Annotated in this window: 24 protein-coding genes; 13 read left to right on the top strand and 11 right to left on the bottom strand. The window is 35.9% G+C overall.

The window, feature by feature from the left end; all coding sequences use genetic code 11:
* The first annotated feature begins 247 nt into the window (after positions 1–247).
* Positions 248–481: a hypothetical protein gene (locus CKV71_RS10975; RefSeq protein ID WP_095106741.1), complete on the top strand. Its 234-nt coding sequence runs from the start codon at positions 248–250 to the stop codon at positions 479–481.
* A 42-nt stretch (positions 482–523) separates the two neighbouring features.
* Here the strand turns inward: CKV71_RS10975 and CKV71_RS10970 are convergent, their stop codons facing one another.
* Entirely contained in the window at positions 524–736 is a 213-nt protein-coding gene (locus tag CKV71_RS10970; RefSeq protein ID WP_095106739.1) for a DUF2922 domain-containing protein, read from the bottom strand.
* A 13-nt stretch (positions 737–749) separates the two neighbouring features.
* On the bottom strand, positions 750–953 hold the full coding sequence (locus CKV71_RS10965; RefSeq protein WP_095106738.1) for a DUF1659 domain-containing protein: 204 nt from the start codon (positions 951–953) through the stop codon (positions 750–752).
* A 373-nt stretch (positions 954–1,326) separates the two neighbouring features.
* Here CKV71_RS10965 and CKV71_RS10960 point away from each other — a divergent pair, with 373 nt between their 5' ends.
* Entirely contained in the window at positions 1,327–3,363 is a 2,037-nt protein-coding gene (locus CKV71_RS10960; RefSeq protein WP_095106736.1) for a cation:proton antiporter, read from the top strand.
* A 253-nt stretch (positions 3,364–3,616) separates the two neighbouring features.
* On the opposite strand, the gene mntC is transcribed toward CKV71_RS10960, so the two are convergent.
* From mntC to CKV71_RS10945, 3 genes are read right to left on the bottom strand one after another with little or no spacing between them, the layout of a single operon-like run.
* A complete protein-coding gene (mntC, locus tag CKV71_RS10955) occupies positions 3,617–4,546 on the bottom strand; it encodes a manganese ABC transporter substrate-binding lipoprotein MntC (protein WP_095106735.1) in 930 nt (309 codons plus the stop codon).
* On the bottom strand, positions 4,543–5,379 hold the full coding sequence (locus tag CKV71_RS10950) for a metal ABC transporter permease (protein WP_095106733.1): 837 nt from the start codon (positions 5,377–5,379) through the stop codon (positions 4,543–4,545). The genes mntC and CKV71_RS10950 overlap by 4 nt, the downstream gene beginning before the upstream one ends.
* Positions 5,372–6,127 (bottom strand): metal ABC transporter ATP-binding protein, encoded by a 756-nt coding sequence (locus CKV71_RS10945; RefSeq protein ID WP_095106732.1) that lies wholly within the window; start codon positions 6,125–6,127, stop codon positions 5,372–5,374. Before CKV71_RS10945 ends, CKV71_RS10950 begins: the two co-directional genes overlap by 8 nt.
* Before the next feature lie 127 nt (positions 6,128–6,254).
* Between CKV71_RS10945 and CKV71_RS10940 the strand changes: the two genes are divergently transcribed.
* On the top strand, positions 6,255–6,911 hold the full coding sequence (locus tag CKV71_RS10940; RefSeq protein WP_095106730.1) for a metal-dependent transcriptional regulator: 657 nt from the start codon (positions 6,255–6,257) through the stop codon (positions 6,909–6,911).
* Between the two features lie 68 nt (positions 6,912–6,979).
* Here CKV71_RS10940 and CKV71_RS10935 read toward each other — a convergent pair whose 3' ends face one another.
* From CKV71_RS10935 to CKV71_RS10925, 3 genes are all read right to left on the bottom strand, one after another.
* Positions 6,980–7,471 carry a GNAT family N-acetyltransferase gene (locus tag CKV71_RS10935; protein ID WP_095106728.1) on the bottom strand — a complete coding sequence of 164 codons (492 nt, stop codon included), beginning with the start codon at positions 7,469–7,471 and terminating at the stop codon, positions 6,980–6,982.
* A gap of 12 nt (positions 7,472–7,483) precedes the next feature.
* Positions 7,484–8,236 (bottom strand): M50 family metallopeptidase, encoded by a 753-nt coding sequence (locus tag CKV71_RS10930; protein ID WP_095106726.1) that lies wholly within the window; start codon positions 8,234–8,236, stop codon positions 7,484–7,486.
* 84 nt (positions 8,237–8,320) lie between these two features.
* Complete coding sequence (locus CKV71_RS10925; RefSeq protein WP_095106725.1) at positions 8,321–8,878, bottom strand: sugar O-acetyltransferase; 558 nt, start codon at positions 8,876–8,878, stop codon at positions 8,321–8,323.
* Between the two features lie 142 nt (positions 8,879–9,020).
* Between CKV71_RS10925 and tarA the strand changes: the two genes are divergently transcribed.
* The 5 genes from tarA (at position 9,021) to CKV71_RS10900 (ending at position 16,394) form a co-directional block, all read left to right on the top strand.
* Positions 9,021–9,773 carry an N-acetylglucosaminyldiphosphoundecaprenol N-acetyl-beta-D-mannosaminyltransferase TarA gene (gene tarA, locus CKV71_RS10920; RefSeq protein ID WP_095106724.1) on the top strand — a complete coding sequence of 251 codons (753 nt, stop codon included), beginning with the start codon at positions 9,021–9,023 and terminating at the stop codon, positions 9,771–9,773.
* Positions 9,774–10,470: 697 nt separating this feature from the next.
* Positions 10,471–11,580 carry an RNA-guided endonuclease InsQ/TnpB family protein gene (locus tag CKV71_RS10915; protein ID WP_095106722.1) on the top strand — a complete coding sequence of 370 codons (1,110 nt, stop codon included), beginning with the start codon at positions 10,471–10,473 and terminating at the stop codon, positions 11,578–11,580.
* A 198-nt stretch (positions 11,581–11,778) separates the two neighbouring features.
* Positions 11,779–13,686 carry a threonine--tRNA ligase gene (thrS, locus tag CKV71_RS10910; RefSeq protein ID WP_095106721.1) on the top strand — a complete coding sequence of 636 codons (1,908 nt, stop codon included), beginning with the start codon at positions 11,779–11,781 and terminating at the stop codon, positions 13,684–13,686.
* A gap of 263 nt (positions 13,687–13,949) precedes the next feature.
* Positions 13,950–15,287, top strand: a complete 1,338-nt coding sequence (locus CKV71_RS10905) for an aspartate aminotransferase family protein (RefSeq protein WP_095106720.1) — start codon at positions 13,950–13,952, stop codon at positions 15,285–15,287.
* A 15-nt stretch (positions 15,288–15,302) separates the two neighbouring features.
* Positions 15,303–16,394 carry a YkvI family membrane protein gene (locus tag CKV71_RS10900; protein WP_095106718.1) on the top strand — a complete coding sequence of 364 codons (1,092 nt, stop codon included), beginning with the start codon at positions 15,303–15,305 and terminating at the stop codon, positions 16,392–16,394.
* A 966-nt stretch (positions 16,395–17,360) separates the two neighbouring features.
* Here the strand turns inward: CKV71_RS10900 and CKV71_RS10890 are convergent.
* Both CKV71_RS10890 and tagH read right to left on the bottom strand, forming a co-directional pair.
* Positions 17,361–17,765, bottom strand: a complete 405-nt coding sequence (locus tag CKV71_RS10890) for a Na-translocating system protein MpsC family protein (protein WP_095106714.1) — start codon at positions 17,763–17,765, stop codon at positions 17,361–17,363.
* Between the two features lie 347 nt (positions 17,766–18,112).
* The gene (gene tagH / locus CKV71_RS10885) at positions 18,113–18,910 is read right to left on the bottom strand and encodes a teichoic acids export ABC transporter ATP-binding subunit TagH (protein WP_095106712.1); all 798 of its coding nucleotides are present in this window, start codon (positions 18,908–18,910) and stop codon (positions 18,113–18,115) included.
* A gap of 309 nt (positions 18,911–19,219) precedes the next feature.
* Between tagH and CKV71_RS10880 the strand changes: the two genes are divergently transcribed.
* From CKV71_RS10880 to tagD, 4 genes are all read left to right on the top strand, one after another.
* Entirely contained in the window at positions 19,220–20,023 is an 804-nt protein-coding gene (locus tag CKV71_RS10880) for an ABC transporter permease (protein WP_095106710.1), read from the top strand.
* A gap of 83 nt (positions 20,024–20,106) precedes the next feature.
* Entirely contained in the window at positions 20,107–21,201 is a 1,095-nt protein-coding gene (gene tarB / locus CKV71_RS10875) for a teichoic acid glycerol-phosphate primase TarB (RefSeq protein ID WP_095106708.1), read from the top strand.
* On the top strand, positions 21,201–22,259 hold the full coding sequence (locus CKV71_RS10870) for a glycosyltransferase family 2 protein (protein WP_095106706.1): 1,059 nt from the start codon (positions 21,201–21,203) through the stop codon (positions 22,257–22,259). Before tarB ends, CKV71_RS10870 begins: the two co-directional genes overlap by 1 nt.
* Before the next feature lie 113 nt (positions 22,260–22,372).
* On the top strand, positions 22,373–22,771 hold the full coding sequence (gene tagD / locus CKV71_RS10865) for a glycerol-3-phosphate cytidylyltransferase (protein WP_095106704.1): 399 nt from the start codon (positions 22,373–22,375) through the stop codon (positions 22,769–22,771).
* Positions 22,772–22,861: 90 nt separating this feature from the next.
* Here tagD and pbp4 read toward each other — a convergent pair whose 3' ends face one another.
* Positions 22,862–24,154 carry a penicillin-binding protein PBP4 gene (pbp4, locus tag CKV71_RS10860; RefSeq protein WP_095106702.1) on the bottom strand — a complete coding sequence of 431 codons (1,293 nt, stop codon included), beginning with the start codon at positions 24,152–24,154 and terminating at the stop codon, positions 22,862–22,864.
* Between the two features lie 229 nt (positions 24,155–24,383).
* On the opposite strand from pbp4, the gene CKV71_RS10855 reads away from it, so the two are divergent.
* Entirely contained in the window at positions 24,384–26,114 is a 1,731-nt protein-coding gene (locus tag CKV71_RS10855) for an ABC transporter ATP-binding protein (protein WP_095106700.1), read from the top strand.
* Positions 26,115–26,130 lie beyond the last annotated feature (16 nt).

Below are 26,130 nucleotides of genomic sequence, written 5' to 3'. Positions count from 1 at the left end.
CTCAACCCTCCTCGTAGATGATTAAATAGTATCACAACTTTAACACAATTGAGAGGATTCTACAATAACAAGATGACATGTGTTAACAATAATGTTGAATAGATTTTATTAATTTTTACCATCTCTTCTACATTTTTTATTTGATAATTGTAAAAAATGTAGATTTTTACAATACATCAATATATAATTTAGTAAAATAAGAGTAATAAGATAGGACTGATAATAAAGAGGGAAAAGTGGTGGTTAAATGGATAATATTTCAATTATTCGTGTGCTTGATGAGGATACATTTTTTATCGATGCAGGATTAAATGCTCAAATTCAGAGCCAGCAATTTATTGAAGTACTCAATCCCAAACATGCCTATAAAAATTTAGCGCAAGTGATAGATGTGTATGAAGATTATGCGATTTGCAGAAAGCTCGGAGATAAACGTATTTTCTTCGGAGATATTGTTAAACCGAGATTGATAGAAAAATAAAACCGAGCATATTCAAAATTTGAATATACTCGGAAAGTAGTTTTAGAAAATAACGTGTGTGTCTTTTTCAACAATTTGTGCGCTTTTAACTGCAACAGGTTTACCAGCTGTCGGATTTAACGCGTCAGTTTCTAACAACGTGTTCATGGCATTACGCGCATTTTCCTCAGTAACTCCTGCTTTTAAATCAGGAATAAGCAATTTTACAGGTTTGTTAGCTGCATTCAGAAAAATGAGTTCTAAAGTTTTAGACATATTTTCTTCCTCCTTATAAAGTTTCTACTGTCGTAACTTCGACATTGATGTACGTTTCACCAGTCAATTTTTCAATGACATTTTTAAAAGTTTGTAATCCTTGAGTAGAGATTTCTGGGTTTAAACGTGAAAACTTACGACGTTTTTGTACAACTTTGTCATTCTCGCCAATTTCTTCGTGAATCAATGTGATGGCAACATCTTTAATTTTTTTCATCTGCTTCACCTCCTTGCTCACTCTATATATCGTTTTCTCTGAGAAAAAAGCACACCCTTTGTTAAAAAAATCTTAATAATTTTTTTCTGCTGTAATAATTAACAGATAGAACGGGTAAAAATGTAATAGCATAACTCTATTTATATAGCCTCAGATAGAGTACTCAACTTTCGGCTTCCTACTTTTCAAGCTGTATTTTTTACATTTCAGATCACATTTGAAGCATCAACACGTAGTTCTTTATCATCTGAAGTTATATAAATAGATTTTGTGCAATTCAATATTGTATGATTGTAAATAGACGTTAGAAATTGAGTACGGTTCAATTTTTAACCTCCACTTCATATGAATGAACATAGAAAGAGGTGACAATTTGGAGATAGTTGAAAGCATGCTGATATTTTTAGCAGCAGTAATCATAAGTTCATTAATTCATTCACTATTTCTCCCTAAAGTGCCTTTAGCATTTATCCAAATTATTTTAGGGGCTTTATTATTTTTAACACCTATCCCTGTCAGTTTTGATTTTGATACAGAAGTGTTTATGGTCGCTTTAATCGCGCCATTATTATTTGTAGAAGGTGTACAAGTTTCGCGTGTCAGTTTGCGGCGTTATATTAAGCCGGTCATGCTGATGGCGCTCGGTTTAGTATTTACTACGGTCATCGGTGTAGGTTTCTTCATTCACTGGGTTTGGCCTAATTTACCTATGCCGGCAGGATTTGCACTCGCAGCTATCCTTTGTCCGACCGATGCGGTAGCCGTTTCTGCGATTACCAAAGGAAAAGTATTACCGAAAGGTTCTATGACAATTTTGGAAGGGGAATCTTTACTGAATGATGCAGCGGGTATCATTTCCTTCAAAATTGCTGTAACTGCATTGATTACAGGTACTTTCTCAGTTACACATGCTGTAGGAGAGTTCTTGATTGCCGCAATTGGCGGTTTGATTGTAGGTATGATTATAGGTGTAGTATTGGTAAGATTGCGCGTTACACTTTCTAGACGTGGTGTAGAGAGCAATAATATGTTTATCTTTATTCAATTGCTGACACCGTTTGTAACCTATCTGATTGCAGAGGTATTTCATGCTTCGGGAATTATTGCAGCCGTTGTGGCTGGGCTGGTACACGGTTTTGAACGGGATCGTATTACCCATGTCAGTACACAACTGCAATTAAGTTATACACAAACATGGAACGTTTTGAGTTATGCATTAAACGGATTTGTGTTTGTTATTTTAGGTTATATGGTTCCTGAAGTAGTCGTCAATATTATTAAGACTGAACCGCAAAATCTTGTATTCTTATTGACAACGACTGGCATTGTAGCACTTGCGGTATATGTATTCCGCTTTGTATGGGTCTATGTTCTCTATCCTTATTTTTACTTGCCGGTCAGTCCCTTTGAAAGAGCGATGAATGAAGAAGGCTCACCGCCCACTAAGAAACCAAAACGCAGCAAGTATGCTTTGATTATGACCTTATGCGGTGTGCACGGTACCATTTCACTGGCCATCGCCTTAACCTTGCCATTCGTTCTCGGAGAAAATAAATCATTCATTTATCGCAATGATTTATTATTTATTTCTTCAGGAATGGTCATTTTAAGTTTAGTAGTGGCCCAAGTATTCTTGCCGCTTGTTACACCAGCTATGAAAAAGGTAAAACTAGAAGGCATGTCCTTTAAACAAACACGTGTGTATATATTAGAGCATGTGATTGAATACTTAAGACAACATGCTACACCAGAAACATCGTTTAAATATGGTAATGTCATTAAGGATTATCATGATCGTATTGCTTTCTTGAAAGTATTAGACGATGATGATGAAGACTCCAAAGAATTAGAACGCTTACAAGGTATTGCTTTTGATACAGAGACGAAAACCTTAGATAATCTAGCAAAAGAAGGACGTATCTCTCAAAGTGATTTCGATAACTACATGCGTTACGCTGAACGTACACAAGTTTATCGTCAAGCTTCCTTATTGAGACGTATTTGGATGCGTATCAAAACAGGTTTATTAAGACGTCGTGTACGTGTGCAGACGAATGCAGCTTCTTCACTGGATATTAGAGAAAACTTAAAAGAAATCTCTAAAATCATGCGTATTGTGCATTATAATGTCGTGAAAAGATTGTCGAAAGAAGCGACACCAGACAATCGTTTAGAAATTGGCACTATTTGCGATAGTTATCTGTTGCGTACGGATAATCTTACACCTGCTAATTTCTTTGGATCTAAACATCACGATTCTCTATCTAAAATTAAATTGAATGCTTTACGCGAACAACGTCATATCTTAAATGAATTAGTTGAAGAAGGAGAAGTCAGTGAAAAGACAGCCTTGAAAGTAAGAGAAGCAATCAACTATGATGAAATGGCTTTAGTAGATCGTTTAACATAAAAATATAACTGCGGATTTTGTTCAAACAGCAGAATTCCGCAGTTTTTTTATGCAAAAAAAGAGCCAGACTTGGAGGAGACTGGCTCTTCGAAAAGCGATGTCATCGCAGCACCGCTTTTCTATAGAAGTAATGTGGTCTCTAGGGAGGATTGTGACCACGGCTTAGTTATTTATGTTTAGGATAGATTATTTATGGATGGCGGAATTCGTAAACGAATTAGGAGGTAATCCGCCAATACAAAGGATAATGTGCTTATTTCATGCTGTTATGGACAGTTTCAATATTAGATTCCATCATTTTATAATAGGAATCACCCTTACTGCCTTTTTTGCCAATAGAATCTGTAAATACTTCGCCTGAAATCGGTACATCTGTTTCTTCACTCAAGCTTTCCATACTTTTATGATCGACACTTGTTTCGACTAATAGATTTTTTAAATGATGGTCTTTCACAAATTTGATTGCTTGTTTCATTTGTTCAGGTGTACCTTGTTTTTCAGTGTTAATTTCCCAAATATAGCCGGGTGTAATGCCATATTGTTTGGAGAAGTATTTAAAAGCGCCTTCGCTTGTAATCATTGCACGTTGATTTTTAGGAATGTCATCGAATTTGTCGTGACTATCTTTATTTAATTTTTCAAGTTGTTTGAGATAGTCATCACCTCGTTTTTGGAAATCATCTTTATGTGCTTTGTCATGTTGAATCACAGCTTGCTGGATCGTTTTGACGTATTTAATTCCGTTTTCCAAACTTAGCCAGGCGTGCGGATCTTGTTTAGAATCATCTCCTTCGGCACCATTCAAGTAAATCGGTTTGACATCTTTAGAAACGCGTACGACACTCTTATCTTTTGTGTTTTTGCCAGCTTGTTCTAAAGCTTTGTCGAACCAGCCATTGCCGGTTTCGAGATTCAATCCGTTATATAAAATAATGTCAGCGTCTGTTAAAGCTTTGATATCTTTCGGTTTGACTTCATATTCATGCGGATCCTGACCGACTGGTACAATACTGTGAATTTCAGCTTGTTTGCCAGTCACATGTTGCGTCATATCTGCAAGAATAGAGTTCGTTGTGACAATTTTTAATTTTTCATCGGAAGAATGCGAATTTGAACCGCTTCCTCCGCCACACGCAGCTAAAAATAGTAAAACTGCAATTAATAAAGGTACTAACTTTTTCATGATGCAACTCCTTTTCTAGTTTGTTGAGTGATTTTTGAATAGATAAATGTACCTATATAAATCGCGAATGCACACAAGACAATCGTTGCACCGCTCGGGATGTTATAAATATAACTGAAATACATGCCGACGATTGCACTGACGACACTGATCAGACTGGCAACTACCATCATCGACCAGAGTTTCTTAGTGATTAAGAAAGCAGCTGAAGCCGGTGTAATCAGCAATGCAACGACTAAGATGATACCAACAGTTTGAATGCTTGCTACAGTTACGAGTGAAAGCAGCAGCATTACAAAGTAATGTATAAATGTTGTATTTAAACCGCTCATTCTACTAAAGGTCGGATCAAAAGTAGAAATCATTAAAGGGCGGTAGAAAATGATGATAAGCAAGAGCACAATCGAGCTGACAATAATAGTTGACCAATATGCAGTTTTCGTAATCGCTAGCAAATTACCAAAAAGAATATGATACAAATCTGTCGTACTATTAATTAAGCTGATAATAATGACTCCGACTGCTAAAAATGCTGTAAAACTAATACCTATGGCGGCATCTTGCTTGGTTTTGCTTCTATCAGAAATAAATCCGATAAACAGACTTGCAAGCATTCCTGTGACAAGGGCTCCGACAAACATCGGAATTTTGAAAAGAAATGATAATGCAACGCCTGGCAATACAGCATGGCTCATCGCATCACCCATGAGCGACAATCCTCTTAAAACAATCAGACTGCCGACCGTCCCGCAAACAATTCCTACGAAAATAGAGATAATGAGTGCGCGGCTTAAAAATTGGTATTCAAATATGTGTTGTAAAAAATCAAGCATTCTTTATTCTCACTTTCTCATTATGTGAATTTATCGTACTGGGTGTACTGTGATTCATATAAGTTTCATTTAAACGTTCTGCTGTAATTGCTTCTTTACTAGGTCCGAAATAACGTAAGGTCCGATTGAGCAAGAGGATGCGATCAAAATATTCTGCAGCTTTCGATAAATCATGATGTACAATCAAAATTAATTTACCTTGTGCTTTTAACTGCTGTAATTTATCCATGATCAGCTGTTCGCTTGTGAAATCAATTCCTACAAAAGGCTCATCCAGCAAATAAAGGACGCTCTCAGTCATCAATGCACGTGCTACGAGGACACGTTGCAGTTGACCGCCGCTGAGTTCTGCAATCTGACGTTTCCGCAATGCAGTTAACTGCATATCATCGAGCAAATCGTTCAGTCGCATTTTAATGCGGTGGCTCGGCTTCTTAAACCAACCGATTTCTTTAAATGCACCAGAAAGTACAACTGATTCCACACTAATGGGAAAGTCTAAATCTAAATGCGTTTTTTGAGGTATGTATGTAATCTTATTTAATTGCGATAGAATCGGCCTGTCATTCAGTTGTTTTATACCTTCTGCTTTGAATTCTCCGATGAGTGACTTAATTAAAGAAGATTTACCAGCACCATTAGGTCCCATTATTCCAATTAATTCTCCTTGAATCTGCAACTGTAAATTTATGTCTTGTAAAACGTGTTTATGTCCTAAAAATAAATTCAAGTTTTCCACTTTCAACATACTATAACACCTCCTAACTAAATTTTTAGGTTAACCTAATTTATTTCATCATAAGACATGAAATTTAGCGTGTCAAGTATTTTCGTGATACAATAAAGTGAATCTGGATGGAAGGATCGGTGACAGGATGTTAACGGAAGAAAAGGAAGATTATCTGAAAGCGATTTTGAATAATGGCGGCGCAACTTCATTCGTTACAAATAAAAAACTCTCTCAATATTTGAATATTAAACCACCATCCGTAAGTGAAATGGTTAACCGTTTGGAAAAAGCGGGTTATGTTACAACGAAGCCTTATAAAGGTGTGAAATTATCAGAGGAAGGTTTTAATCATACGCTGGAAATAATTAAACGCCATCGTTTATTAGAACTTTTTTTAATAGAGATTTTAAAATATACATGGGAAGAAGTGCATCAAGAAGCGGAAGTATTGGAACATCGTGTTTCTGATTTGTTTGTAGAACGCCTGGATGAATTGTTAAATTATCCAACTACATGTCCGCATGGCGGCGTGATTCCACGCGATGGAAAGTTTGAAGAAATTTATAATGACTCATTGAAAGATTTTAAAGAAGGAGATCATCTGATAATCCGCAGAGTAAGAGATCGCACTAAATTGCTGGTTTATTTATCTAGCAAAGCGATTTCTATCGGCGACGAGATTACAGTTGAATCACAAGATGATACCAATAGAGTAATTGCGATTCGCAAAGGAGAAGACCCTTTAATTATTTTGAGTTATGAAAATGCAGCTCATATTTTTGGTGAAAAAATGGATGCTTAAATAAAAATATAGTAGGAGCGGGTCAGAAATAATTTTTGATTAAATTATTTCTGACCCGCTCCTTTCAATCAAATTTGTTTACCCCATATATTTAAATCGAGACGCTTTTCATCAATATGCGCAATTTGCGGTAAATTCCCCCATAGGGAATAGCCTTGTTTTTCAAAAAGTTTATTGCAAGGGATATTTTGGGCAAATACATAGCCGGTAAGATAGTGGATATTGAGTGAGGCAGCTTCTTGTTCTAAAAGCTGCATTACTTTTGTGCCATAGCCTTGGCCGCGTGTTTGTTCATCTAAATAAATACTGAGTTCTGCAGTTTCATCATAAGCAGGACGCCCATAAAAATGATTTAAACTTGCATAACCGATAGCTTGCTCTTGGTCATTCAAAATAGTATATAACGGTCTCGAAGTATCATGCTGAGAGAAAATAGAAGCCATTTGTGCTTCAGTAACCTCTTCAATATCTGCAGTAACATTGCGCATGTGGATAGCCTGATTATAGACCTTCGTAAAGAGTGGCAAATCTTCTTTTTCAGCAATTTTTAATAGAACCATAACGGTCATCTCCTAACCTTGGAAGAGTAAGTATTTTACGACAGCATAAACAATATAAAAGTTGAAAGCAATCCACAGTGTTGAAAAGACGACGACTGGAATGTGCGTTAAATTCCGTAAAGCGGTACCGTCCCATTCAATCGGATATTTTGTAAAAGTCAGACGTACTATAGTCCAAGTAGACTGCAAGAGCTCACCCAATAAGACGCCTAGAATAAAATGATACACAATAGAGAGAATAAGTATCATAGTGTCAGGTTGATTATTTTGGATAAGCAAATAAATCATGATTCCGAGTAAAACCGCGATTAAAATCGGAATACCTTTGCGTGATGTAATACAAACGAAATAAATAAAAATTACTAAATAACTTAACACGAAAAGTGCAGGGTAGTGGTAATAGGCACTGAAAATACCGATTGCCAGCATCAACGGTGGCATCACATAGCCGCCTAAAGTTGTGATTATCATAGTAGAACGGCGCGAAGCACGTGTAATCGCAAATCCTTGTTGAGAAGTTGCAACACGCTCTCTTGGAGAAGTCACGATAACTAAATCTTCCGTACGTCCCCCACTGATTTTATTGAATACAATATGCCCGAACTCGTGCGTCAGTACTGGAATATAGTTTAGAAATATATCCAGAAAGGCAAGAGTAGGACGATTGCGATAGTGATGTACTGCTAAATAGAGAACGGCGATGATGACTACTAGATAAAGGTGCAGTGTCATCGAAGTACTGATGATTTCTGAGAATAATTGCATAACAGATACCTCTGATTAGGATTAAGGATTAGTATTCATTATAACGGAAAATGATAGAGGTATGCTTACGTCTAGAGACCTATTCTAATCCAAAGGCACTTCTCTGATCATGCGTGCAGGATTACCGGCAACAACTTGATTATCGGGAACATCTTTAGTTACCACGCTGCCTGCTCCTACGACCACATTGTCGCCGATAGTTACACCAGGCAATACGATGGCTCCAGCGCCTATCCATACATGGTTGCCTATTGTAATCGGAAAAGCCAATTCTAAGCCTGAAGCACGTTCAACTGGATTGAGTGGATGTGTAGCGGTAACTAATTGTACATTAGGTCCGAGCAGCACATTATCGCCGATAGTAATAGGAGCGACATCTAACATGACTGGGTTGAAGTTGGCATAAAAATGATTGCCGATTGAGATGTTGTAACCATAGTCGAAATGAATATCCGGTTCGATAAATACATTGTCACCGCAATGACCGATACTTTGTCTTAAGAGAAAATGGCGTTCTTTGATTGAAAATGCATTATTAATCGCTTTTGTAGCGTGCCGTGCTTTGTGTCTTTCTTTTACAAGTTGCGGATCTCTGGAATTATATAATTGTCCGCTCAGCATTTTTTCTTTTTCAGTTGTCATAATTAAAAACCTCTTTAAATGAAATAATATTAAATTCAGATTACCACTTATTGAAAGAAATGCAATCCATCAATCAGGTAGTGTATAATGGTATAAATGATAGGTTGATTCAACCAGATGCGCAAGTTAGGAGACTTAAAATATGGAAAATCACCGAACAGTTAAGCGCGATAAAGTAGATATCTTGTCTGTTCAATTTGATAATGTGACGATGGATGAGATGAGACACTATGTGACTGAATTTGTAGAAGCCGATACAACGGATAATATGTTTGTAGTTACAGCGAATCCCGAAATTGTCGACTATGCACTTGAAGAAAGAAGTTATTATGACTTGATTGGAGAAGCGGATTTTATTATTCCTGATGGCACAGGTATCATTCAAGCAGGCCGCATCTTAGGAACACCGTTGAAAGAAAGAGTGCCTGGCATTGAATTTATGGCCGCATGTTTGGCGATTGCAGAACGCCATCGCCAGAAGGTATTCTTGCTAGGAGCTTCTGAAAAAGTAGTGAATGAAGCAGTGAAATATTTACAAGCAGATTATCCTCATATTGAATTTGCTTCACATCATGGTTATATCGATGTCGGCGATGAAAAAGTAGCACGTCAAGTGAGTACTTTTAATCCTGATTATGTCTTTGTCGGTATGGGATATCCGAAACAAGAAGAATGGATCAAACGACATCGTCACCGTTTGCAACATACGTTATTAATGGGCGTAGGAGGCTCGATTGAAGTCTATAGCGGAACTAAAAAACGTGCCCCATGGGTTTTTCGTAAATTGAATTTAGAATGGTTCTATCGTTTGATTACAGATTGGAAACGTATGACTCGGATGCAGCGTTTGCCGCGATTTGTCTCTAAAGTATTTCAAACGAGACGTAAAAAATGAAAACGCTTTTAAGTTTTACGGAAATATGAACATCATAAAAGAATATTGATAAATCGAAATCGTTGCGATATACTATAAACAATTTAAAAATAGATTCGGCGATAAAGACAATAAATACACGAATAAAACAGAGAATAGAAGTCACCGGCTGTAAGCTTCTATATAAACTTAGACGTGTGTTTTACTACTTTAGAGAAGTATATGAAAATATACCGTTTAATGACATGTTACGTCATACCAATGAGGAAACAAATATTGAAATGATACGAAAGAGAAGCGCAACTTCTTTCAACGTCCTTTCATTTGTTTTGAATCTGGGTGGTACCACGAGCAGAAACTGCACTCGTCCCTTTATATCTAAAGGGATAAGTGCAGTTTTTTATTTTATGAGGATTTTAAGGAGGAGTAGGACTGTTACTAAAAATATAATCGAACGTTTATAAACATACCCAAACCTATTTATAATTGAATTGAGGCGACAATCATGTATAAGACTAAAGAAATAAACGGAAAATTAGGGAGTGCAATTTCCTACCCATCTAATCGTAAATATACAGCATACAGTCGGGTTGCGAACCCGTCGCAACCCGATGTATTACAAAATCAATTGGAAGATTTAACACATCACTGCAACTATCCTTGCTTTTAGCGGTTGTATCTATGGTTTTGGTCAATTTAAAAAAGAGGGTGGCAGAATATGCTGAGAGCGTATAAAACCGAAATCAATCCTTCCTTTGAACAACGTCAGACCATCAATCAAACCATTGGCACATGCCGTTGGGTATACAACAAATTTATCGAGACGAATCAAAATTTCCATAAAACGGGGCAATCGTACATGAACGGTTTTGCCTTCAGCAAATGGATGAACAATGTATATCTTCCAAGCCATCCGGATGAACATTGGGTTAAACAAAGTGCCAGCAAAGCTGTCAAACAATCTATTATGAATGCGCATCGTGCTTATCGGACATTTTTCAAAAATAAGCAAGGTTATCCGAAGTTCAAAAAGAAATCAGGTATCGGAAGCTATTATTTGATTGGTACCATTCATGTACAACGACATCGCATCCAATTGCCAAAGCTGGGATGGATTAAATTAAAAGAAAGAGGTTACATTCCCACAAATAATATAAAATCTGCCACTATCGTTAAAGAATATGACAGATATTATGTGTCGGTATTAGTTGATCAACCACCTCCCCCGATTTTCAAACCGAAACAGACAGAGGGCATCGGTATTGATTTGGGATTAAAAGAAGCTGTATTCACACCCTCCGGTGTAAAAATCAGCAGCTTCAAAACGAATCAAACTATTGTTAAACTTGATAAATCTTTGAAAAGACAGCAGCGAAAATTATCCAGAAAGAAAAAAGGTTCTCATAATTGGTATAAACAGTTGTTGAAAGTACAAAGATTATATAAACGTATTAAAAATATTAAAAAAGATATCAAACGCAAAGGCATACTCTCTATTCTCCGCACCAATCCGCTATTTATTACGATTGAAAATTTGAACATCAAAGGCATGATGAGAAACAAAAGGTTGGCCAACAGTTTTCAACAAATCGGACTCGGTTACATTGTTGAATGGTTGAAAATCAAGTGTCAAGATTATGGCATCGAATTACGCCAAGTCGACAGATTTTATCCATCCAGCCAAATATGTTCCGATTGCGGACATACACAACCCGTGCCTTTGAATCAAAGAACGTATCATTGTAACCATTGCGGAATGATGAAAGACAGAGATATCAATGCCAGTATTAATTTGAAACAAGCAACAGATTACACCGTGATAGTGTAATAAAATAAAGAAAGGAAAACTGCTAAAAGGTTATCACACAATTTAAATGTATAGATAAAGTTTCAAACTACGGTGGGCTACATCGGAAGTAACGCTCTGGGAGAGGTTCATAAACCTGATTTCAAATGAAATCAACCTCATTGAAAAGAGAAATCCTCTAATGACATTTGAGTATGTTTTTAGTAGCAGGCAATAAATATGGAACAACAAGTCATCGTAACTTTACCAGATCAACGCAAATTGGAGGTGGAACCCAATACAACACTTTACCAAGTTGCACAGAAAATCGGCAGTTCTTTTGCGAAAAAAGCAGCCATGGCATCTGTAAATGGAGAATTACACGGTTTGAATACTCAAATCGAGAAAGATTGCCAAGTTGAATTCTTTACTTACGAAGATAAAGAAGGCTTAGAAGCGATTCGTTATACTTTAGGATTTTTAGTAGGAGAAGCAGCATCAAAACATGAAGTAGAAGTAGCAGATTTTGGTGTTAATAAGGAACAATTTTATTGCGACTTTAAAGCAGCAAATAATTTGAAAGCTGCAGATTTAGAAGTAATCACTAAATCGTTGAATAAAATGATCAGCGCCAATCATCCTATTGAAGTACGCGAGTATCCTAAACTAGAAGCATTAGATTTATTTAAAGATAATCCATTTATGCAACATCATATCGAACAAGCTGAAAGTTCTGTGTCAGTAGCTGTACATGGAGATTACAAAGCAGTGATTGACCAACCGCTTGTAACCAACTTATCTAAAGTTAAAAACTTTAAATTACAATCTATTTCAGCAACAAACTGGTTGCGAGATGTTAATAATGAGTCATTACAACGTATAGCTGGATTTGCTTTTGCAGATGCGAAAGCTTTAGAAGACCATCTTGCATTTATTGAAAAATATGAACAAGTCAACCACCGTCGACTGGGCAAAGAATTAGATATCTTCTCTTTCTCAGAATATGCGCCTGGTATGCCGTTCTACGCTCATAATGGCCAAGTCATTCGTTTAGAATTACAAAATATGCTGCGTCAATTACAATTCGAAAGTGATTACGAAGAAGTTTATACTCCGTTTATTATGGATGAAACTTTATGGAAAAATAGTGGACATTGGGATCACTATAAAGAGAACATGTATTTCACTGAAGTAGATGAACAAACTTATGCTTTGAAACCTATGAACTGTCCAGGACACATGTTGATTTATAAAAATCATTTACATTCTTATCGTGATTTGCCGATTCGTATGGCAGAATTCGGTCAAGTGCATCGTCACGAATTGAGCGGTTCATTAAACGGGTTGTTCCGTGTCCGTACTTTTAATCAAGATGACGCACATATCTTTGTTCGTCGCGATCAAATCGAATCTGAAATTTTAGAAGTACTAGGTTTAATTCATAAAGTTTATAGTGTATTCGGATTTGATTACAGCATCGAATTGTCTACTCGTCCAGATGATTTTATGGGTGAAATCGAACTATGGGATTTTGCAGAACAATCTCTAGAAAACGTATTGAACCAACATGGATTTGATTATACTGTAAATGAAAAGGACGGCGCTTTCTATGGTCCGAAAATTGATATTCATATCAAAGATGCTTTAGGACGCAGTCACCAATGCGGTACTGTACAACTTGATTTCCAAATGCCAGAAAAATTTGATTTAACATTTGTTAACCAAGAAGGAGAGAAAGAACGTCCAGTGGTTATCCATCGTGCTATTTATGGCTCAAGCGACCGCTTCATCGGTATTTTACTTGAACACTTCGGAGGCAACTTGCCATTATGGCTTGCACCTGTTCAATTAGAAGTCATTCCAGTAAACGCAGACTTGCATTTAGATGCTGTCAAAGATTTGAAACGCCGCTTGAAAAAAGAAGGCTTCAGAGTAGAGCTTGATTTATCTGATGAAAAAATGGGTTATAAAATCCGTCAAGCGCATTTGAAAAAAGTACCCTACACTCTTGTAGTAGGAGATAATGAAGTTGAAAATGGCACAGTAGCAGTGCGTAAACGTGGAGAATCAGAAGAGCATAGCGTGAATGTGGAAGACTTCGTGAAACAATTGAAAGAAGAAGCGGATGTCTTAAGTAAAGTAGAGTAAATTTAGATTGAATTTCGAGATTTTAATTTTATCTTTTTGATACACTCAACCCCTTACTATTGTTGTAGTAGGGGGTTTTTAACGTATATATTATTTTACTTTTTACAATATTTTTTTCAAAAGGGTAACAAACTGTTTAAAATATCTGAAAATTTGAAATAATCTGTTTACAAAGCGTCTGATTAACTGTATATTACATATATTCATTGTTTTTAAGATAAAAAGGACTAAAGAAAGAGGATTAAACAGGGAGATGTGATGATATGACAAGAGCTGAGGAGATATTTCAACGAGATGAAAAATATTTTGCGAAAGCGGGACGTATACCGTATTATCCGTTAATTATTGATCATGCACATGGTGCTACTCTAACGGATGTAGATGGCAAAAAATATATTGACTTGTTATCAAGTGCCAGTTCTCAAAATGTAGGGCATACACCAAAACAAGTAGTAAAAGCTATCCAAGAACAAACTGAAAAAATGATTCACTATACTCCAGCGTATATGTATCATGAACCATTAGCAGAATTAGCCGAAAAGATTTGCAATATTTCACCTGGAGATTTTGAAAAGCGAGTTATCTTCGGTTTGACAGGGTCAGATGCATGCGACGGTATTATTAAATTTGCACGTGCTTATACAGGAAGACCTAATATTATCAGTTTCACAAATGCCTATCATGGTTCGACTTATGGCTCAATTTCGTTATCTGCAATTAGTTTGAATATGCGACGTAAAATAGGACCATTATTGCCAGGCGTCCCTCATATTCCATTCCCAGACAGTTATCGCGGCATGTTTAATAGTACGGAACCTAATACTGTAGAAGAGTATTTAGCACCTTTAAAAGAAATGTTCGAAAAATATCTGCCGCCAGAAGAAGTGGCTTGTATCATGTTAGAAACTATTCAAGGAGACGGAGGCTTACTAGAGCCTGTGCCAGGATATTTTGAGGCATTAGAAGCTTTATGTCGTGAGCATGGCATCTTAATAGCAGTAGACGATATTCAACAAGGAATGGGACGAACTGGAAAATGGAGCTCGATTGAACACTTTAACTTCGAACCTGATTTAGTCGCTTATGGTAAATCCTTAGCAGGCGGTATGCCGATGTCTGCAATTGTCGGACGGGAAGAAATTATGAGCAGTTTAGATGCTCCTGCTCATCTATTTACTATGGGTGCCAATCCAGTAAGTTGTGCAGCAGCAGTAGCAACTCTCGAAATGATGGAAGATGAAAATTTAGTAGATGAAGCAGCAAGAAAAGGGGCATATGCTAAAGCACGAATGAAAGATTGGGAAGAACAATATGAGTTTATCGGCAATGTAAGAGGTTTAGGTTTATCAATCGGAGTAGATATTGTAACAGACAAGAAGTCGAAAACGCGAGATAACGATGCTGCGTTGAAAATTTGCAATCGCTGCTATGAACGTGGCGTTGTCATCATAGCAGTTGCAGGAAACGTCTTAAGATTCCAACCGCCACTTGTTATTACAGATGAAGAACTCGATCAAGCATTGACTATCTTAGAAGAAACTTTCGAAGAGCTCGAACAAGGGAGACTAGAAGCATATCAAGTAACAGGACAAGGATGGTAAGAGGAGGTTAAGACGATGGGACAACAAATAGATTGGAAAAATGTATTGAAATTAAGTGGAGCATACATGGCTTACTTAATTGGTTCAGGATTTGCGACAGGTCAAGAAGTGATGCAATTCTTCGCTTCTTATGGAAAAGCGGGTATTGCTGGTATTGTATTAAGTGCTATTCTCTTTTGTTCATTAGGTGTCACACTGATGACCCGCGGATATGAATTGCAATTAGAACATCCCGGAGATATTTTCAGAGTGTATTGCGGAAAAATTATTGGAAGATTAATTGAATATTTTACATTGTTATTCCTGTTCAGTATTGTAGTAATTATGATTTCAGGTACTGGTGCAATTGCGCATGAACACTTCGGTGTACCTACAATAGTAGGGTTGCTAGGCATGGGGCTAATAACAATGATAACCGTTATCTTTGGTTTGAAGAAGTTGGTAGATATTATTGGAGCGGTCGGCCCAGTTATTGTAGTGTTAACTATCGCTATTTGTTTAGTAGTATTTTTAAAAAATATCGGGTCATTACCTTCATTGGATACATTGCCGCAAGCAGCTAAGGATTTACAGCCAGCAGGACATTGGTGGCAATCAAGTGTATTGTTCTTCTGTTATAACATTTTAGCAGGGACAATTTTCTTCACACAGTTAGGTCAGCAATCTGGAAGTAAGAAAGAAGCGGCTGCAGCTGGAATATTAGGTGGAGCTGGCTTGATGCTTGCAGTGTTAGCAATGGTTGTTGCTATGTTCGCACATTATCCGAAAGTATTGAAACTAGAAGTACCTGTACTGTACTTAGGCGATACTATTAGTCCATGGGTAGCGATAGTCTTTTCAATTTGTATCTTATTAGGGATTTATTCTACAACAGCACCGATGTATTGGTTGATTAAAAATGAATTCATGCGAATAATACCCGCTAAATTTGGAATAGCAGTTACAATTGTTTTAGGCATTATCTTTATGCTTGGCGGATCGCTGCCATTTGGGAAATTGGTTGCAATGATTTATCCATTTGTAGGTTATGTTGGTTTAGCAGTGGTAATTATTATCTTTGTACGTACAATATGGGCAAAAATCAACCCTCAAAAGTCTAAAGCTTAAGAGAATAGAAATAAACTAGAAAAATGAGATTTTAAAAATTATATAAAAAATACGCGTTGCAGTAGAAAGGGTAGCTGCAACGCGTTTTTCGTTTAAGGGTTATAGTTTTATAGTGAATGTGTCTCAATTAAGTAGTTGAGGGAACTTAATTGAACACAGGTTATTTGACATTTTTATTACTTATTTATTAAGGGTATGTGCTCAGATTGAAGGGCTATGACAATCTGAGCAGTCGTGTGATTTATGGGATGAAGGGCTATCATCCCTTTTCCATATACAATTCTGCATTTATTATCGATGGTTATAGGACAGAGCTGATTTGTGACTCTGTTTCGTTTAAGGGTTTGTGGGCTGGTACGGTAATAGTGTTGTATATCCAGCTTGAGTTGAGGGGGTCTGCTGGTGGTGATGAATTGTGGGAATTCAGTTCAGCAGACTACTGTGATAATAACACCTTATTACAGTACCTTGAGCGTTTTATTATTTTTAACGCATTTTTAGAACCATCAATTAATTTATAGATGTTATAAGTCTATTTTATGCTAATGTTGAAACTTATCAGGTTTTATTATTTGTTAGGGTTGTTTAGGGTCAGATGAATTACTTACGCTTAGGAATTATTATTTCAATCACATTATTATTCGGAAAGGAGGTCGCAAGTAATAGATATTCGACGCTGATTTCAATCAATAAGAAGTCATCTGAATGGGCTGAATCAAGACTTCTTATTGTTGTTTTGTTTTGGGCTTGCTATGCAATTTGTTATATTGTGGTGAGCGCAAATTGCATAGTATATTGTTTTATTTTTATAGAAATGAATGGGTTTTATAATGATAAGTTCCAACTCAATTGTATATGGAAAATAAAAAACTCGATCCTGTTTACATATATCACCTCCTTGAAAAGTTAGTACGAGTTTCAAAGCGGGTTAGTAAACAGCACCGAGTACCTTACACCAATCCTGATTTATTCGATTGAACGGTCAAATACAAAGATTGAAATGACCTCGTCATCTTCTAGATTAACATCTGTAAATAATTTTACAAATTTTGCGCCTACCAATTCTTCCATTTCAGTTGGAGGATGTTGGTTATAAAGCTGCTTAATTTCTTCTGTACGACCAAATTTGAGCATTCTTTCAAATTCTTTACTTTCGGTGTTGCGTAAGTAAAAATTTTCAACTTTACTCAAACTGCCTGTCATATGTGCAATGGCCCAGTTATCTTTAAAGAAAACTTTGATTTGTTCCGGACCTTTACCGATATGTGCCTTCCGATATGCACGTACGAGATTAGCAAATTCTTGAGTTTTATTTTTAGTATTCTTGCTAGCTATATCAATCACCTGCTTACTTAAGAAATGATATGACATAATGACTTACAGGCTGTATGTTTGTCTATGCTTGCCCATACTCTTCTTCTTTATTTTAGAAAAAGGAAGCAGGGGAAAGCTGCTGATTGAGTTAGCTCTTGTACAAAATGCCATTTGCTGACGTATCACGACATTCTTGAAAATGAGCGGATTTTCAATGCCTGTTATTAATACACTTGTATTTAATAATAATACTTTTAGAAAAGATTTTAAAGGCTTTTGCTTAAAAAATTAAAAAAGTAAGCAATACGCTTCTTCGTTTAAGTTTAATCATGAATATATCTACCCGAGTTGATGTGTATTTCAAACTCAATTTACATTTAAATTATATGTAAATAAATGTAGTCTTATTTCATGACAAAGCGGGATTTGTCTAATTCTTGTTTAAATTCTTTTTGTTGGGCCTTAGATTTCTTTTTAAAATCTTTTAAGAATTTTTCATAGTGAGGTAAAACATCGTCTACATCACCGAATTCTTTCAAACGGCCGCCTTCAATCCAAGCAATCTTTGTACAGAATTCACGTACTTGACCAATATTATGGCTGACAAAGAAGATGGTTTTATCTGCTTCTTTAAACTCGTGTATTTTATCTAAAGATTTTTGAGTGAAAGTTTGGTCACCTACAGATAGGGCTTCATCGATAACTAAAATATCCGGATCAATGGTTACGTTAATAGAGAAACCTAACTTCGCACGCATCCCGCTTGAATACTTTTTGACAGGTTGATAAATAAACTCTCCTAATTCACTAAATTCAATAATTTTAGGAGTGAGTTCTTTAATTTCTTTAGGCTTGAATCCCATACACAACATTTTGAATTCGATATTTTCTAATCCGGTCAATTGTGCATTTAAGCCCGCATTAATTGCGATAACACTCACTTCGCCATGTTTTTCAATATTGCCGCTGGTATTAGAGAGGGACCCGCCGATGATATTGCTTAATGTGGATTTGCCAGATCCATTAATGCCTACCAAGCCGATAATATCACCTTTATGAGCGGTCATAGAAACATCATTCAAGGCGTAAAACGTTTTATTTTTATGGTTAGGAATCAAAGCATCTTTGACTCTCTCTTTATTGTTGCGATAAATGCGATATTCTTTTGTTATATTCTCCATTTTTACAGATATATCTTTCATAAAAAACCGTCCTCATTTTACGTTGCTTAATTATGCTGCACTGCATGTCATCATTTACATTATATTATAATATGTACGTGAAAGTGAGAGAAACGCAATACATGTTTATCAATGTTCTAAATTTTACCATTAAATGATAGAAAGGTCATTATTTTAATATAGCAGATGTTTTCAACTTGAAACTGATGAAATTTGTTTCAATCTATACTATAATTACGTATAATATTAAGATGGATATATTAGGCATACAAAAATATTACATATGACTTGTAGTGAAATGCGCAAATCGTTTGAAAGCGTGGTTTAATCATGGGAGCACTAATAACTGTTCTTAAAGAACATATTAAAGGTTTTTACTTAATTAATAGATTGGCTCAGTTTGAACTGAAAATAGCTAATCACAATAACTATTTAGGAATGGCTTGGGAATTAATCAATCCGCTCATTCAAATTTTAGTTTATTGGTTTGTATTTGGATTTGGAATTCGTACGAATGCCCCTGTAGACGGTATTCCGTTTATTTATTGGATGCTTGTCGGTATCAGTATGTGGTTCTTTATCAACCAAGGTATTTTAGATGGAACACGTTCAATTGTTTCGAAATATAATCAGGTTGCAAAAATGAATTTTCCATTATCTATTATTCCAACATATACAGTAACAGCGAAATTATACGGACATCTTGTTTTATTATTAATTGTTTTCATATTCTGTATAGCGTCTGGAATCTATCCAACCATTCATATTATTCAATTATTACTTTATGTACCATTTGCATACTTGTTTACGTGTGCAGTTGCACTTGTTACTTCGACTTTAGGAGTGCTGATCCGTGATACACAAATGTTGATGCAAGCATTAATGCGCGTGCTCTTTTATGCATCACCTATTTTATGGGTTGCTAAACCAGGATCAATTGTGCAAAAGATTTTAATGTTAAATCCAATTTATTTTATTGCTGAGTCCTATCGTGCAGCGTTGTTATTCCATAAATGGTATTTCATCGAGCATTGGGAACTCGCTTTATACAATGTATTTATTGTCTTATTCTTGTTCTTTGTAGGTTCAATTTTACACATGCGTTACAGAGACCAATTTGCAGACTTTATGTAAGCATTGTGAGCTTAAGATAACTCCAAGCATGTTAAGACGTGTTTGGAGTTTTTTTAGAATGAAGACAGAGGGAGTAATATGAAATGAGACAAATAATAAAAAAAGTTTATTTGCTGATTATCAGTATATTAAACCGTGTTTTTAAAAAGAGAAAATTAGATACCAACCACATTGTTATATTTATGACCTTTAAGGAAGACGTAATGCCGATTATTAAAAGACTGAACGCAGAAGGTTATGACATTACAGTTATCGGAAAGTCGATGGATAAAATCAGCGTGAAGCATTTACCGGGTGTTCGCTTCATTGATAATAGTAATAAATATATTTTTGCACAGATTAATGCGCTTTCTACAGCGAAAGTTATTTTTATCGATAATTATTATTTGCTAATGGGAGGTTTCTATAAGAAAAAAGGCCAAACTGTCATTCAAACGTGGCATGCGACGGGTGCATTAAAATATTTCGGTTTGAAAGATCATGCTGTGGACTTAACTAATAAAAAAATGGTGGACCAATATACGCGGGTTTATCAGGCTACAGATCGCTATTTAGTCGGTGGGAAACCTATGGAAATTTGCTTTACAAATGCCTACAATGCCAAACCCTATCAAATGCTCCAATTAGGTTTGCCTCGTATGGTGCAGTATTTTTCAAAAGATTTAGATGCACAAAAAGCTGCTTTAAAACAGCAATATGGAATCGAAGGGAAGCTCGCTGTTTATGTACCGACTTACCGAGAACATTTTCAAGCGAATCGCATGATTGATAAAGAGAAATTTGAAAATGCACTACCGGAGTACACTTTGATTAATAAATTGCATCCTGCAGCACTTAAATTAGGAGAATCTTCTAAAATTGACACGCAACGATTGTTCTTGATGGCGGATGTTATTATTACCGATTACAGCTCGCTCGCAATTGAAGCAAGCTTCTTAAATAAACCCGTGTTATTCTATGTATATGACCAAGCAGAGTATGAAGTAGAACGTGGCTTAAATCATTTTTATTGGGAAATCCCTGAAGCCTATAAAGCTTATAATGAAGATGACCTATTGCATAAGTTGCAAGAAGGGCCAGAACATTACCCACCATTATTTAAAGAATGGCATAGTTTCAGCACTCCTGATACACTAGACAAAATATCAAACTATATTAGAGAATTGGTGAAAAAGTAATGAAAATTTCTATAATTATTCCCGTTTATAATTCTGAAGAGGTTGTAAAACGTGCAGTAAGATCAATTGATACGAAATATGACCATGAGATTATTTGTATTAATGATGGTTCAACGGATAATACTTTACAAACATTAGAAGCGTTGCAAAAAGAAAATAAACACGTGAAGATTATCAGCCAAGAAAATAAAGGGGCAGCCGCAAGTCGAAATGTAGGACTATCTCAAATGACTGGTGATGTATATATGTTTTTAGATGCAGATGACGAATTTCTTCCGAGTCGTATAGATTTAATGGCACGCAGATATGAAGCTAATGAGGATGTAGAAATTGTAATCGGTCAAACAGGACGTGATTTTCATGGAGAATGGCGAACTTTCCCTACACATGAAGCGATTAAAAAAGACGAAGTTGTCAACTTGACGCAATGTCCAGAGATGCTGCAATCTATCGGACCTCGTGACAAAATGTTCAGTTCACGCTTTAAAGATTTACGTTTTGATGAAGATATCGTATTTTGCGAAGAACACACTTATATGGCGCATGCATTTAACCAAGCGCGTGATATTCAACTGCTCCCAGATATTATTGCAGGCTATAATATGAGAGAAAATTCAATTACAGCTCAAAGTGTTGAACGTTTCTTCCCTTATATGAGAGATGCCTTTAAAGTGCGTCAACGTGTCATGGACTATTTAAGAATGCCGAATGTTCAAGAATATTATAGTTATCGCATGGATGAATTAATTGTCAGTTATATGTTGCAAGCATATATTACTGCAAAGCCAAAGGTGACTCAAGCGCTCTTAGATACAGTCATTCAATATATTGAAGGTATGCAAAAAACTCATTACGACGGAAATGCACTTTTTAGAATTATTAAAGTAGTAGAAGGAGGCGGCATCGGCTGGTCGCCTAAACTATATAGCCAGTGGCGTGATGCATTGAATAAAGTAGGAATTGGACGACCGAACTTTATCGCGTTTCACTTGCAACTCGTATCTAAGATTGGAATGTTCAGAGGTCGTCATGCATTGAAAAAAGCATTAAAAAAATAAAAGACGAGCTATTGTATATGGCTGGTTTAATATATTGTTGGAATAAATAATGATTTTAAAATGAAAGTATGTTATTTTTTAAACAGTGAAGTAATAATGGAGGAATTAATATTATGAAGCGTGTCATCACATATGGAACATACGATTTGTTGCATTATGGCCATATTGAACTGTTAAGAAGAGCCAGAGAAATGGGAGATTATCTTATTGTTGCTCTTTCTACTGACGAATTCAACCGTATTAAAAATAAAAAATCATATTATAATTATGAACAGCGTAAGATGATGTTAGAATCTATCCGCTATGTTGACCTTGTTATTCCAGAAGAAGGATGGGGACAAAAAGAGCGCGACGTAGAACGCTATGATGTAGATACTTTTGTTATGGGGCATGATTGGGAAGGTGAATTCGATTTCCTAAAAGATAAATGTGAAGTCGTTTACTTGAAACGTACAGAAGGTATTTCTACAACTCAAATTAAAAAAGAACTTTATGGAAAAGATGCAAAATAAAAAGCTCACTTTGCAGTAAATGAGAAAAAGTTGAACCTGAAAATTCAACTTTTTCAATACTGCAAGCGAGCTTCTTTTTATAATAGCGGTTTATTTTTTGCGACGTCTTATACCATCAATAATTAAGAAAATAATAATGGCAAGTGCAGCGATAATAAAGACGAATCCTAGCACGGTCAACACAGGATGTTCAGAAAATGAAGATTGTGCGAAAGTAGTTGCTTCATGTATTAAAGGTCTTTTTACTTCTACAGAAGGTGGACCATATTGATTAGAAATAAATTGTCTTGGATAATCAATATGCACTTGCCCATCTTTGATTACAAATTTATAATCTTTTTTCGTGTAATCTTTTGGCAACACATCATATAAATCTTTTTTGACAAAATACTTTTTACCGTTAATTTTTTGTTCACCTTTAGAAAGGACTTTTACATATTTATATTGATCGAAAGAACGATTCATAATACTGTTCCCCATTTTATTACGTTCTTTCTCACCACCAAGATGTTTGTAATCGCCGGCGCCCATAATGGCTTGATCAATACGGAAGCCATTACGTTTAGTTGTAATCGTATGGTTATAATCTGCAATATCGCTTGAGCCTGTTTTTAAGCCATCCGTTCCTTTCAAACTCAATTCTGAGCCTTCGAGAGACCAATTGAAGGTATAGTATGTAACGCCATGTTGGGTCGGTGCTAATTGCTTAGTGAAATAAAGTATTTTAGGCGTGTCTTGGATAACTCTTTGAGACAAAATTGCAAAGTCTTTAGCAGATGCTCTACTAGACATTTCATTTTTATACTTTTTAGGAGCGTAATTTTGCAAAAGGTTATTTTCAGCCCCTGTTGGATTAACAAAATGTGTTTGAGTCATACCGAGTTTTTTAGCTTTTTTATTCATTTGATCGGTAAAATCTGAAGTATTGCCTCCTACTTTCTTAGCTAAAATTAAAGCTGCCGCATTACTAGATGCCGATACGGTAATTTGTAAAAGTTCTTTGATAGTATAAGTTTCTCCCGGGTAAAGTTTCGTATTGCTAAGTTCAGGTAATGTAGACATTCTATAATCATCATTAGTAATTTTCACTTTATCATCAAGAGATAATTTATGTTCTTTAACTGCTTCTAGCGTAAGATACATCGTCATTAATTTTGTCATGGAGGCTGGATACCATTTTTTGTTCATATGATAGTCATATAAGACTTGTCCTGTCTGACTTATATTGACAGCGCCCTCTGGATTGAAGTCATCTGATATATTATAACCATATTCATTTGCGACTTCAGCAGGGGAGGGGGTATTGGTGGCTGCTTCTGAAAATGGTGTTATAATTGTACTTGCGAAGAATATCAGCAGAGTTATTAATATTATTTTTTTCATAACGTAACTTTCATTCCTTCAATATTAGTTTATTAACAGAACTAGTTTATCACAAAAGATGTTGGAAACAAGGTATGTGCACTTCTGCAAAGGCAATCGAGATAGGTCGGTCAGTCTGAGGGTTGTCTGACGGAAGAGTGCCAGACCTCTTACATTCCTTGTTCTGTAAATATTTTGCAAAGCATAAAGTTAAAGTAAAGATATTTTATAATTCAGTTGAGGTAAGTATATGGAACAGACAAAAACGAAGAGCAATCCTTTATTATTTCTTTTGAAAAAATTAAAGTGGCCGCTTGGACTTATTATAGTGGCAGTTTCTATTTCTTCATTAGGTAGTATAAGTGGACTGCTGGTCCCTTTATTTACAGGAAGAATGGTAGATAAATTCACTGGCAGCCAATTTAACATGCAATTTATTCTTATATTTGTTGCTGTTTTTGCGTTGAACGCTGTATTAAGCGGTATCGGCTTGTATTTATTGAGTAAAATTGGTGAAAAAATAATTTATGCAATCCGATCAGTAGTATGGGCTCATATTATACGTTTGCGCATGCGCTTTTTTGATGTGAACGAAAGCGGACAGTTGATGAGCCGTTTAACGGATGATACAAAAGTTATCAATGAATTTGTATCTCAAAAGTTGCCGAATGTATTGCCATCGGTTATTACACTCATCGGTTCGTTAATCATGCTTTTTATTATGGATTGGCAGATGACACTTTTAACGTTTATTACCATTCCTCTATTTGTAGCGATAATGATACCTTTAGGAAGAGTAATGCAACGAATTTCAACTCGTACTCAAGCTGAAATCGCAAACTTCAGTGGTTTGCTGGGACGTGTCCTAACAGAGATGCGCTTAGTTAAAGTGGCAAATACAGAGCAAATTGAATTAGATAAAGCTCATTTGAATTTGAAAGAAATCTATAATTTAGGTTTAAAACAAGCTAAAATTGCTGCAGTGATTCAACCTATTTCTGGCTTGATTATGCTATTGACTATCGGGATTATTCTTGGATTCGGTGGCATAAGAATTTCTTCAGGTGCTATTACAGCCGGAACATTGGTTGCCATGATTTTCTATGTCATCCAATTGTCTATGCCGTTAGTTAATCTTTCTACATTAATGACGGATTATAAAAAGGCGGTAGGAGCTAGCAGCAGAATTTATGAGATTATGCAAGAACCATTAGAAAAAGTTGAAGCGCCGACAAATCAAGATTTATCTAACGGCAGTCTTACTTTTGATAATGTAGATTTCGGCTATGATGTCAAAGAAGTATTGCATGATTTAAATTTTGAAATTCCAAAAGGAAAGGTAACTGCTTTTGTGGGGCCATCTGGGTCAGGTAAAAGTACAATCTTTAATTTGATTGAAAGAATGTACGATGTTACTCACGGCGATATTCTTTATGCGGGAGTATCTATTTACCAATTACCTTTGTCTGATTGGAGAAATAAAATCGGTTATGTTATGCAATCTAATGCCATGATGAGCGGTACGATCCGCGATAACATATTATATGGTATTAACCGAGAAGTTACTGATGCAGAGCTTGAAAAGTATACAAAACTCGCAAATTGTCATGATTTTATTATGGAGTTCGATGAAGGTTACGATACTTTGGTTGGAGAACGCGGTTTGAAATTATCAGGCGGTCAAAGACAACGTATTGATATCGCACGCAGTTTCGTGAAGAATCCAGATATTCTCTTGCTAGACGAAGCTACAGCCAATCTGGATAGTGAAAGTGAAAAGAAAATACAAGAATCTTTAGAAACCTTAATGGAGGAACGTACGACTGTTGTAATCGCACACCGTCTTTCTACCATTATGAAAGCAGACCAAATTATTTTCTTAGATGGCGGCCATGTAACTGGAATCGGCAAACATAAAGAACTCATGGAAACACATAAGAAATATAAAGAATTTGTGATGACACAAAAATTAACAGATTAATTAACTCAAGGAAGGG

It is taken from the genome of Staphylococcus piscifermentans, from assembly GCF_900186985.1.
Lineage (GTDB): Bacteria > Bacillota > Bacilli > Staphylococcales > Staphylococcaceae > Staphylococcus > Staphylococcus piscifermentans.
Note: the sequence above shows the minus strand (reverse complement) of the source record. Positions and strands in the feature narration are given on the sequence as shown.